The sequence below is a fragment of the Rhodococcus sp. P4_F3_2 genome (genome assembly GCF_056401335.1).
Genome location: NZ_JBFUJN010000311.1, coordinates 1 through 355, shown reverse-complemented (window position 1 = coordinate 355; position 355 = coordinate 1). Strand labels below are relative to the sequence as shown.

The 355-nt window shown below is 33.5% G+C and carries 1 protein-coding gene; it reads right to left on the bottom strand.

The window, feature by feature from the left end:
- Positions 1-355 (bottom strand): hypothetical protein (locus tag AC1DWA_RS33880; RefSeq protein ID WP_477917943.1); only part of this gene is annotated, 355 nt, incomplete at both ends.

Sequence of the window (355 nt, the reverse complement as noted above, 5' to 3'; positions counted from 1 at the left end):
CCCTGATAGAAATACAGAACCTTTCCAACTCTCTACTTCTTTGAAAAGAAAAGGACTAATCGGATAAAGTATAGAAATAGGTACACCGTTTACKTCATATGTGTAAAGTCCTGCTTTTCTCTTTGGAARTTTTAACGTTTTTTCTCTAAAATCGYTAATTTCTTTCATAAAAGGGTATTCACTGAATTTTATTAGCTTGTAGGATAATCTATTTAATGTAGAGCCAAAGCTTTTTTTCGATGATAAAGAGAAATTTGGGAACTCTGTAATTGGATACATAATTGGAACGGGCGGTAAGCAAATGCAAGGAATATGATAGTATAGAGCAATATCAACCGCACCAAGAGCTTTAGGA